A 10,076-nucleotide genomic window follows, 5' to 3' on the forward strand; every position below is an offset into this window, starting at 1 on the left:
CGTCCTCGTCGTCCCCGCGTGAGGAGAGCTGACCGATGGCCCACAGCGTTACGGACCCGCGGGACGCGGGCAGAGCGACCACCGTCCCGGGAACACCCGCCCCGCACCTGCTCGACCCGCTCACCGCCGAAGAGATCATCGCCGCCCGCGCGGTCCTGAGTGACGAGGGCCTGGTGGGCGACACCACCCGCTTCCCCCTCGTCCTGCTGGACGAGCCGGACCGGCACACCGTGGCCGCGCACCGCCCCGGCGACCCGGTCGTCCGCCGGGTGCGCGTCACCCTGCTGGACACCGCGACGGGCGCAAGCACCGAGGCGGTCGTCGACGTAACGGCCCGTACGCTGCTCGCCCACCGCGACCTCGACCCGGCGGCGGACGGCCAGCCGCCCGTCCTCTTCGAGGAGTACGAGCGCTGCGACGAGATCGTCAAGGCCGACCCGGGCTGGCGCAAGGCCATGGCCGAGCGCGGCATCACCGACACCGCGCTCGCGGTCTGCGCCCCGCTCGCCGCCGGAAACTTCGGCCGCGCCGAGGAGACCGGGCGCCGCATGCTGCGCTCGCTGACGTTCCTGCGCTGCGACGCCACCGACAACCCGTTCGCGCACCCCGTGGCCGGCCTGGTCGCCGACGTGGACCTGACCGAGCGGCGGGTCGTACGGCTCGTGGACACCGGCGCGGTGCCGGTCCCCGCCGAATGCGGGCGCTACGAGGCCGAGTTCAACGGCCCGGCACGCACCGACCTGAAGCCGCTGGAGATCCGCCAGCCCGACGGCCCCTCCTTCGCCCTCGACGGACACCGCCTCACCTGGCAGAACTGGTCGCTGCGGCTGGACTTCAACGCCCGCGAGGGCCTGGTCCTGCACGAGCTGTCCGTCCGCGACGGCGACCGCGTACGGCCCGTGCTGCACCGCGCCTCGCTCGCCGAGATGGCCGTCCCGTACGCCGACCCCGGCGCGGACCGCAACTGGATCTGCTACCTGGACGTCGGCGAGTACACCCTCGGCCGCAACGCCAACGCGCTCCGGCTGGGCTGCGACTGCCTCGGCGAGATCCTGTACGTCGACGCCGTCGTGCCCGACGACCACGGCGCGCCGCAGACACTGCCCAACGCCATCTGCATCCACGAGGAGGACCACGGCCTCCTGTGGAAGCACACCAACATGTTCGACGACTTCGCCGCCGAGAGCCGCCGCTCCCGCCGCCTGGTCGTCTCGTACATCGCCACCCTCGGCAACTACGACTACGGCTTCTACTGGTACCTCTACCAGGACGGCGGCATCGAGTTCGAGGTCAAGTCGACCGGTCTGGTGCAGACCTCGGCGTCCGCGCCGGGCACCGTCTCCCCGTACGCCACCGAGGTCGCCCCCGGCCTCCAGGCGCCGTACCACCAGCACCTGTTCTGCGCCCGGCTGGACCCCGCGGTGGACGGCCACGCCAACACGGTGGAGGAGGTCGACGTCGTTCCGCTCCCCATGGGCCCGGACAACCCCAACGGCAACGCCTTCACCATCCGCGCCACGCCCGTCACCGACTCCGGCGAGGCGGGGAGGCTGGCCGACCCGGCCGCCGGGCGCCGCTGGCGGATCACCAACCCGTCCGTTCGCAACCGCACCGGGCAGCCCGTCGCGTACACCCTGACCCCGCAGCCGTCCGGCCCCACCCTGCTCGCCCGGCCGGGCTCCCCGGTCGCCGCCCGCGTCGCCTACGCCACCAAGCACCTGTGGATCACCCGCAGTGCCGCCGACCGCCGCTTCCCGGACGGCGACTACCCCAATCAGCACCCCGGCGGCACGGGCGTCACCGCGTGGTCGCGCCCCGGCGAGTCCCTGGAGAACACCGCCCTCACGCTCTGGCACTGCTTCGGCCCGACCCACCTGCCGCGCCTGGAGGACTGGCCGGTCATGCCGGTCGACCGCTGCGGCTTCACCCTCCGGCCGACCGGCTTCTTCGACCGGAACCCGACGCTGGACCTGCCGCGCGAGAGCGGCGGGGGAGGGCACTGCCACGCCTCGGGGGCGTGAGGGATCTGAAAGATGACGAAAGCCTGACGTCCCGCCCGGAAGGCTGGCCGGACCCCCGGCGCGGTGCTCGAATCGAGGCGTGACCCCGCACGACAACGCGCCACGACCCGACGAAGCGCCCGCCACCGGGCAAGGCAGGGAAGGCACCGGCCCGGCGGCCGACGGACACGGCACCCCCGTCGGCCGCCGCCTGGTGCTCGGCATGCTCATTACCGGTGTCGCGGGCATCGCCACGGCCCCGTACCTGCAACGCGCTTACGACAACACGGTCGGTGCCGCCGCCCGGAACGACCCCACCGGCCTGACCGGACTGCTCCCGGCGGGCGGCGGCTTCCGCTACTACTCGGTGACCGCCTCCGTGCCGCCCAAGGACGCCCGTACCTATCGCCTCACGGTGGACGGCCTGGTCGAACGCCCCATCACGTACCGCCTGTCCGACCTGCGCGCGCTGCCGCAGACGCGACTGGTGCGCGACGTGCAGTGCGTGACCGGCTGGCGGGTCCCGGACACGCCCTTCACCGGCGTACGCCTGCGCCGCCTCCTGGACGCGGCAGGGGTACGGCCCGGGGCGAAAGCCGTCCGCTTCACCTGCTTCGACGGCGCGTACAGCGAGAGCCTCACGCTCGAACAGGCCCGCCGCGACGACGTGCTGATCGCCCTCACCATGCAGGACAAGCCGCTGCCGCACGCGCACGGCGGGCCGGTGCGGCTGTATGCCGCGCCGATGTACTTCTACAAGTCGGCGAAGTGGCTCTCCGGCATCACCGTCACCGAGCGGGTCGAACCGGGCTACTGGGAGGAGCGTGGTTACGACGTGGACGCGTGGGTCGGCCGCTCGAACGGACGCGACGATGCGCCGACCGTCTGAGCGCGCGGTGGGCTGGAGGCAGGCGCAGGCGCCGGTACAGGCGGCAAGCGCGCGCGTACGCCGCTTCACACCCGCCCAGCGCTGGGTGCACCGCGCCACCGCCACCCTCATGGCCGTCTGCGTGCTGACCGCGGGCTGCCTCTACCTCCCGTTCCTCGCCCAACTCGTGGGCCGCCGGGCACTGATGGTCACCGTCCACGAGTGGTCCGGCCTGCTGCTGCCCGTACCGCTGCTGCTCGGCCTGGCCTCGCGCGCGCTGCGCGCCGACCTGACCCGCCTCAACCGGTACGGGCCGCACGACCGCCGCTGGCTGCGTTCCGCGCTGCGTCGCGGGTCCGACCGGCCGGCGGGCAAGTTCAACGCGGGCCAGAAGCTCTACGCCGCCTGGCTGGCGGGGGCGGTCCTGGTCATGGCCGGGACGGGCCTGCTGATGTGGTTCACCCACCTCGCCCCGCTCCTCTGGCGCACCGGCGCGACCTTCGTCCACGACTGGCTGGCACTGGCGCTCATCGTCGTCATCGCGGGCCACGTATGGCGGGCGTACGGCGATCCGGAAGCACGCCGGGGCATGCGGACCGGGACCGTCGACGCGGCATGGGCACGGCGTGAGCATCCGCTGTGGGAGCCGGAGAGGGACGGGGAGTCGAAACGGCGCGCGGGGTAGGGCGCGAACGGGAGCTGCGTCAGCGGACGACGTCGAAGACGTTCTTCTGCAGACCGTTGGCGTAGGCAGCGTGCTCGACGAGCGCCAGCTTCTGGGTGTCCTTGTCCGTGGTGCTGAAGAGCCGCTTGCCCGCCCCGAGCAGGAGCGGGAAGACGAGCAGGTGGTAGCGGTCGATCAGGCCGGCGTCCGACAGAGCCTGGTTCAGGGAGATACTGCCGTGGACGATGATCGGCCCGCCTTCGGTCTCCTTCAGCGCGGCGACATCGTCGAGCGAGCGCAGGATCGTCGTCTCGCCCCAGTTCGACACCAGGTCGTCCTCGGTGAGTGTGGTCGAGACGACGTACTTCGGCATCACCTTGTAGCCGGCGAAGTCCTCCATGTCCGGCCACACCGGGCTGAACGCCTCGTAGCTGGCCCGGCCCAGGAGCATCGCGGTGGCTTCCTCCTGCTCCCGGCCCTTGATGCCGAACGCCTCGGGGAGGAACTCGACGTCCTTGAAGGTCCACCCGGAGTTCCGGTAACCGGGCTCGCCGCCCGGAGCCTCCGCGACGCCGTCGAGCGAGATGAAAGCGGTGCTGATCAGAGTACGCATCGGGCTCTCCTGCAGGTCTCGTGGCCGGGCCTCGGCACGCTCGGCCGGTGCACGCTGCGCCGGCCTCGTGGCTGTAGTAGACCAGCCACCACTGACACTGCGGAGTGCGGAGCAAGTCAGGCCGTCGTCCGTCCGGGCGGCGGTCCGTACGAAACCGCCTACTTCTCCTCCGGCCCGTCCAGAGCGGTCGGCTCCCACGCACGGCGCAACTGCGCGCGCAGCAGCGGCAGCGGGCTGTCGTCGCGGCCACCGAGCCGGTCGGAGAGGAGCGTCAGTGTGTCGCAGCGGGCCAGTTGCAGCGCGCGGGCGCAGGCGCCGCGGTCGAACCCGGCGGCCGTCGCGATGCGTACGGCCGCCACGGCACCGACCGAGATCACGAGCCCGGCGACATCCTCGGCGGCGTCGCCGGTCACCGCGTCCGTCCAGTCCAGTACGCCGCTGATCCGGCCGTCCTCGGCCACGAGCAGGTGCTCGCCCTTGAGGTCGTTGTGCACCAGGGTGGCGGGCGCCGTCGCGGCCTCCGCCCCTGGTACGCGCAGCCTCGGCAGCCACCCGGCATCGAACTCGCCGCGCGCCGCGACGGTTTCCGCCGCCGCCGAAGCCCGGCGGAGCAGTCCGGGCATATTGCGCGGTGCCTCCGGCGGTACGCCCAGCGCCTCGGCTTCCGCCACGGGCACCTGCGCGAGCTCGACGAGCATCCGTACGAGATCGTCCTCGCCCGCCGCCGGAACCGGGCGCAGCTCGACGGAGACCCCGCCCAGCCGGGTGTCCAGGGTGAACGCGCGCCCCCGCCTCCAGTCCCCGCTCGCCACGCTCACCGGTACGGGGATGCCGGTCCGCTCGCCGACCAGCTCGCGCAGCGCGACTTCCCGGCGCAGGCGCTCCGAACCGCCGGAGTCGAGCGCGCACCGCGCCACATGGTCCGGCCCCACCCACCAGGACGCGTGATCGCCGCCTTCACCGATGGGCCGCACGTCCGCCGCGTGCACCCCGGGCACGACATCCTGGACCAGCCGGGCCACTTCTGCCGCGTCCGGCAGGCGTTCCTCCGTCATGATCACCATCATGCCGCAGGGCGCCCTCGCGGTGGGGTGACGGCAGGCCGATCCGGCCGTACGGGTACGCGCCCGCGCCGTTCACCCGCCGGGAAGCTCGACCTCGAACCGGCAGCCGCGCTCCGTGTTGCGCACCGAGGCGCGCCCCGCGTGTGCCTCGACGATGCCGCGGACGATCGCCAGACCCAGCCCCGCACCGCTCCCGCCGTCCGCGCGCGGCGTACGGGCGGGGGCGCCGCGCCAGCCGGTGTCGAAGACGCGCGGCAGATCCGCCTCCGGGATGCCGCCGCAGCCGTCCTCCACCGCGAGCACCACCCGGCCGCCGGCACGCCGCGCCTCCACCGCGACGGTGCCGCCGTCCGGCGTCGCCCGGATCGCGTTGACCAGCAGGTTCCCCAGCACGCGGGTGATCTGCTGCGCGTCCACCCGCACCGGTACGGCCGCCACCCCGCCGTCCACCAGGCGCACCCCGCCCGCGGCGGCCAGCGGCCGGGCGCCTGCGAGCGCATCGTCCACCAGGTCGTACACCGACACCCGGGACGGCGTCAGCGTCAGCGCGCCCGCCTGGATGCGGGACAGTTCGAAGAGGTCGTCGACCATGCCGGCCAGCCGGTCCACCTCCACCCGGATACGGGCGTGATAGCGGGCGGCGTCCGCGCCCCGCACCACGCCGTCCTCCAGGGCCTCGGCCATCGCCCGCAGGCCCGCCAGCGGTGTGCGCAGATCGTGGGAGATGCCCGCGATCAGGTCGCGCCGCGCGGCGTCCAGCGCGCGTTCACGCTCCCTGGCCCGCGCCAGCCGGGCGCTGGTCTCCTCCAACGCCTCGGCCAGTGTGGCCAGTTCGGCGGTCGGCGGCTCGGCGGGCGCGGCGAACCCGCCCTCGCTGCCGACCGTACGCGCCGCCTTTGCCAACTGCCGGCTGCCCGCCGCGATCCGGCGGCCGAACAACAGCGCGGCGGCCAGCGACACCAGCCCGGAGACGGCGACCACGGCCATCACCACGCCCAGGTCGTGCGCCGACAGGAACATCGCCTGGGCCACCGCGACCGTCCCGGCCGCCATCGTGACGACCGCCAGCGCCCCCGCGGCGAACAGCGACAGCGCGACGGAGCGGCGGCGCAGCATCCGCACGGCAGCGGCGGCCGGCAGTCCGGCCGCGACGGCGCCGAGGGCGGCCAGGGCGAGGATGACGAGGAAGTCGTTCATGGGCGGGGGGTTCCGGGGGTTTCGGTGGGAGTGGGAGTGGGCGGGGCCGGGTCCGGACGGTCGGCGTCACCCGTACCGTCCGCCGGGTCGAAGCGGTACCCGGCGCCCCACACCGTGACGATCAGCCGCGGCGCCGCCGGATCGTCCTCGATCTTCTCCCGCAGCCGCCGTACGTGCACGGTCACGGTGGACAGATCCCCGAACTCCCAGCCCCATACCTGGTGCAGCAGTTCCTCCCGGGCGAACACCCGCCCCGGGTTGCGCATCAGGAACAGCAGCAGGTCGAACTCGCGGGAGGTCAGGGCCAGCGGGCGTCCGGCCCGTACGGCGTGGCGTGCGGCGGGCTCGGCGGTCAGGTCGCCGGCCCGTACGGGAGGGACCGGGGTGGCGGCCGGCGGGGCGGCCTCCGCGCGGCGCAGCACGGACCCGATGCGCAGCACCAGTTCGCGGGGGCTGAACGGCTTGGTGACGTAGTCGTCCGCGCCCAGCTCCAGTCCCAGGATGCGGTCCGGCGCCTCGCCGCGGGCGGTGAGCATCACGACGGGGACCGGGGGCGGGGCGGGCGCCGTGGTGGGCGCACCGCGCAGCCTGCGGCACACCTCCAGGCCGTCGAGGCCCGGCAGCATCAGGTCCAGCACCACCAGGTGCGGCCGGAAGGAGGCGGCCCGGTCGAGGGCCGCCCAGCCGTCGGCGACGTGCTCGGTGACGTAGCCGGCGCGCGTCAGATAGCCGGTGACGACCTCGGCGACGGTCGGGTCGTCCTCGACGACGAGGATGCGCCGGAGCGGTGCGGCGGGCGGCGGGGCGGCGGGCGGGGTGGTTCGGCTCACGGGATCAGCGTGCCATCGCGGCCGCCGCCGGGAGGTCGGCGGCGCCGAAGGAGACGGAGAAGCGGTGGCACCAGATCACCACGCTGCGGAAGGCGGCCGGGTCGGTGCCGGCCGGCACCGCGTAGTTCTGGTTGCCGAGATTGCCCTTGAGCTTGCCCAGCTCGACGGCGCCCGCGCCGAGCCCGCGCTCGGCGTCGGCGGCACTGCGGTGCGACAGATAGACCCGTACATCCGGCCCCTCGGACGTCTTGAGGTCCTCCAGCCGCACCACCCGGCCGCCGTCCGCGAGGCGCAGCGCGCGGGCGGTGCCGCTGGTGGCGTGCTCGTGGGAGACGAAGGAGCCACCGGCCGCCGGCTTCTTCATGCCGTCCGTGTCGTGCATCTTTCCCATGGCGGAGGAGGTGGCGGACGGTGCGGCCTCGTCCACGGTCGTGTTCGTCAGGGCCTTCCACGGCTGGAAGAGGTAGAGCGCGACGGCCGCGACGGCCACGACGACGAGGAGGGCGGGGACGACGACGGCGCGGCGCAGCAGCGGCGAGCGGCGGGGTGCGGTGGGTTCCATGCGGTCCATGCATCAAGCCAAGCGCGCGGAGCGGGCGGCCGGGGGCCGTGGGCACGGCCCGTAAGACTCTGGTAATCCGGGGCTCCGGACGCCGGGACGCGCGACCACCTCAGAGGCGAGCTTTCATCGAGCCGGACGGCACCGGCCGCGTACGGACGAGCGCCCCTGGCATCGCCGCGCCCGCTCCCACCAGGGCCGGGGTAGGTTGCGTGCCTCCTGGAGACGAATCGAACGTGCTCGTTCCCCCGGCGGGGGTTTACCCAGGGGTGGCGGGGACGAAGCCCACTCCGGCCGGGGGCGGCTGCGCGCCTCCTGGAGACGAATCGAACGTGATCGTCCCCCCAGCGGGAGCTTACCCAAAGGGGGCGGGGAACAAGCCCCCGCCCGGAAGCGGACCGAACCGAGCCCGAACCGAGCCCGAACCGTGGGCGTTCAGCCCTCCAGGGCCTCCCGCACCCGCCGCGACACCGTGAACGCGTACAGGTCCAGTACGCCGGGCGGCTCTGCGAGGCCGGGGCCGCCGGCGCGTATCCAGGCGGCCACGTCGTCCAGTGCCGCGTCGTCGTTGACCAGCCCGAGCCACACCGGGCGCCCGCCCGCGGCCCGGCCCGCGCGGGACGGCTGGACGACCACGACGTTGGCCTGGTCGCAGACGTCCAGGCACTCCGAGGCGCGGACCTCCGCCGCACCCGCCAGCGCGGCCCGCAGCCGCGGGATCTGCGCCGCGTGGTCGACGCCCGGGATCTTGCGCGGGTCGCCGCAGCAGCAGCCGCGGCAGACGGTGACGCGGCAGGGGGCTTCGGCGGGCTGACGGCCGGCACGCTTGTTGATCATTCGGTCCATGCTACGCGGGGTAGGTATCGCCCCCATGACGCTCACCACACGATCCGGCCCGGCGATACCGGGCCCCCGGGGCGTACCGTTCCTGGGCTCGATGTTCGACCTGCGGCGCAGCACGCTCGACACGTTCGCGCGCGCCCGGCGCGACCACGGCGACCTGGTCCGCTTCACGGCCGGCCCGCCCGGTCTGCGCAGCGTCTTCTACGGGGTGTTCTCGCCCGAGGGCAGTCAGCGGATCCTTGCCTCCGAGGCCGCCAACTTCCGCAAGGACCACCCGTTCTACGAGGAGGTCCGGCAGTCGTTCGGCAACGGCCTGCTGACCAGCCAGGACGACGACTACCTCCGCCAGCGGCGGATCGTGCAGCCGCTGTTCACCAAGCGCCGGGTGGACGGCTACGCGTCGGCCGTGGCGGCGGAGGCGCAGGCCGTCGCCGAGCGCTGGCGGACCCCGCCCGGCGGCACGGTCGACCTGGTGGGCGAGATGAACCGGCTCGCGCTGCGCACGGTCTCCCGCATCCTGTTCGGCACGGACGTGGAGGCCGCGGTCGCGACCGTGCACCGCTGCTTCCCGGTGATCAACTCGTATGTCGTACGGCGTGGCTTCTCGCCCCGCAACCCGCCGCGCCACTGGCCCACCCCCGCCAACCGCCGGGCCGCCGCCGCGACGGTCGAACTGCACGCGGTCTGCGACCGGATCGTGGCCGCGCGGCAGGCCGCCGGTGAACTGGACGACGGCGCCGACCTGCTGTCCCTGCTCACCCGCGCGGGCAACGCGGCGGACGGCGGCCTGGACGCCACCGAGATCCGCGATCAGGTCCTGGTCTTCCTGCTCGCCGGACACGAGACGACCGCGACGTCCCTGGCCTTCACCCTCCACCTGCTCGCCCGGCACCCGGAGGAACAGGCGCTGGTACGGGAGGAGATCGACGCCGTACTGGGGGACCGGGAGCCGGAGGCCGCCGACCTGGAGCGGCTGCCGCGGCTGACGATGGCCCTCAAGGAGGCCATGCGGCTGTACCCGGCGGCACCCGTGGTGAGCCGGCGCGGCGTCGCGGCCACCGAGATCGGCGGCCACCGGATACCGGACGGCGCCGACGTGATCGTCTCGCCGTGGGTGACCCACCGCCACCCCGGCCTGTGGGAGGACCCGGAGCGCTTCGACCCGCGGCGCTTCACCCCGGAGCGGGAGGCGGCGCGCCACCGCTATGCGTGGTTCCCGTTCGGCGGCGGCCCGCGGGCGTGCATCGGGCAGCACTTCTCGATGCTGGAGTCGGTGCTGGCGGCGGCGGTACTGCTGCGTTCGTACGAGCTGACGGCCGTCGACCGGGAGGTGCCGCTCACCGCGGGCATCACCTTGCAGGCGGCGGGCCCGGCGCGGGTGCGGCTGAGGGGAGTGGGCTGAGGGCGTACGGGGGACCGGAGGGGCGGGGCGCCGCGG

At 74.0% G+C, this 10,076-nt stretch carries 10 protein-coding genes; 4 read left to right on the plus strand and 6 right to left on the minus strand.

Features of this window, described 5'->3' with window-relative positions:
• The first annotated feature begins 35 nt into the window (after window positions 1-35).
• From ADK86_RS00870 to ADK86_RS00880, 3 genes are all read left to right on the plus strand, one after another.
• Window positions 36-2,021 (plus strand): primary-amine oxidase, encoded by a 1,986-nt coding sequence (locus tag ADK86_RS00870; protein WP_053694778.1) that lies wholly within the window; start codon window positions 36-38, stop codon window positions 2,019-2,021.
• Between the two features lie 202 nt (window positions 2,022-2,223).
• Entirely contained in the window at window positions 2,224-2,889 is a 666-nt protein-coding gene (locus ADK86_RS00875) for a molybdopterin-dependent oxidoreductase (RefSeq protein WP_234317762.1), read from the plus strand.
• Window positions 2,873-3,553: a cytochrome b/b6 domain-containing protein gene (locus ADK86_RS00880; protein ID WP_053694780.1), complete on the plus strand. Its 681-nt coding sequence runs from the start codon at window positions 2,873-2,875 to the stop codon at window positions 3,551-3,553. The genes ADK86_RS00875 and ADK86_RS00880 overlap by 17 nt, the downstream gene beginning before the upstream one ends.
• Window positions 3,554-3,572: 19 nt before the next feature.
• Here the strand turns inward: ADK86_RS00880 and ADK86_RS00885 are convergent, their stop codons facing one another.
• From ADK86_RS00885 to ADK86_RS00910, 6 genes are all read right to left on the minus strand, one after another.
• On the minus strand, window positions 3,573-4,145 hold the full coding sequence (locus ADK86_RS00885; protein ID WP_053694781.1) for a dihydrofolate reductase family protein: 573 nt from the start codon (window positions 4,143-4,145) through the stop codon (window positions 3,573-3,575).
• Between the two features lie 158 nt (window positions 4,146-4,303).
• Window positions 4,304-5,200 (minus strand): phosphotransferase family protein, encoded by an 897-nt coding sequence (locus ADK86_RS00890; protein WP_053694786.1) that lies wholly within the window; start codon window positions 5,198-5,200, stop codon window positions 4,304-4,306.
• 81 nt (window positions 5,201-5,281) lie between these two features.
• Window positions 5,282-6,406 carry a sensor histidine kinase gene (locus ADK86_RS00895; protein ID WP_053694782.1) on the minus strand — a complete coding sequence of 375 codons (1,125 nt, stop codon included), beginning with the start codon at window positions 6,404-6,406 and terminating at the stop codon, window positions 5,282-5,284.
• The gene (locus ADK86_RS00900) at window positions 6,403-7,236 is read right to left on the minus strand and encodes a response regulator transcription factor (protein WP_053694783.1); all 834 of its coding nucleotides are present in this window, start codon (window positions 7,234-7,236) and stop codon (window positions 6,403-6,405) included. The genes ADK86_RS00895 and ADK86_RS00900 overlap by 4 nt, the downstream gene beginning before the upstream one ends.
• A 4-nt stretch (window positions 7,237-7,240) precedes the next feature.
• Window positions 7,241-7,807: a DM13 domain-containing protein gene (locus ADK86_RS00905; RefSeq protein ID WP_078951669.1), complete on the minus strand. Its 567-nt coding sequence runs from the start codon at window positions 7,805-7,807 to the stop codon at window positions 7,241-7,243.
• Window positions 7,808-8,230: 423 nt separating this feature from the next.
• Window positions 8,231-8,632 carry a hypothetical protein gene (locus ADK86_RS00910; protein WP_003982151.1) on the minus strand — a complete coding sequence of 134 codons (402 nt, stop codon included), beginning with the start codon at window positions 8,630-8,632 and terminating at the stop codon, window positions 8,231-8,233.
• 34 nt (window positions 8,633-8,666) lie between these two features.
• On the opposite strand from ADK86_RS00910, the gene ADK86_RS00915 reads away from it, so the two are divergent.
• On the plus strand, window positions 8,667-10,040 hold the full coding sequence (locus ADK86_RS00915; RefSeq protein ID WP_053694785.1) for a cytochrome P450: 1,374 nt from the start codon (window positions 8,667-8,669) through the stop codon (window positions 10,038-10,040).
• The last annotated feature ends 36 nt before the right edge of the window (window positions 10,041-10,076 follow it).

The sequence above is a fragment of the Streptomyces sp. NRRL F-5755 genome (assembly GCF_001279365.1).
Taxonomy (GTDB): Bacteria; Actinomycetota; Actinomycetes; order Streptomycetales; family Streptomycetaceae; genus Streptomyces; species Streptomyces rimosus.